1 protein-coding gene is annotated in these 209 nt (G+C 64.6%); it reads right to left on the bottom strand.

The genetic code is table 11. The features are described 5' to 3' along the window. A partial coding sequence (locus ACLQ28_RS34720) for an acyltransferase domain-containing protein (protein ID WP_425690479.1) occupies positions 1-83 on the bottom strand: 83 nt, incomplete at its 3' end. Positions 84-209 lie beyond the last annotated feature (126 nt).

Genomic DNA, 209 nt, shown 5'->3' with positions numbered 1-209 from the left:
CCCATCAAGCTGCGGAACCTCGGCGAGGAAGCCATCAAATCCTCAGCCATACCGGCCCACTGCGAACCCTGACCCGGGAACACGAACACCACACGACCATCGGCCGAGACTTTGTTGCCCTGCACCACCAAGTCCGGGGCCAACCGCACCGCACGATGATCAAACCGGGTCCGGGCAGTGGCCAACGACCACGCCACCTGACCGGCGTC

Origin of the sequence: Micromonospora sp. DT201 (genome assembly GCF_049841575.1) — a bacterium.
Classification (GTDB): Bacteria; Actinomycetota; Actinomycetes; order Mycobacteriales; family Micromonosporaceae; genus Micromonospora.
This window is presented reverse-complemented; position numbering and strand designations above follow the sequence as displayed.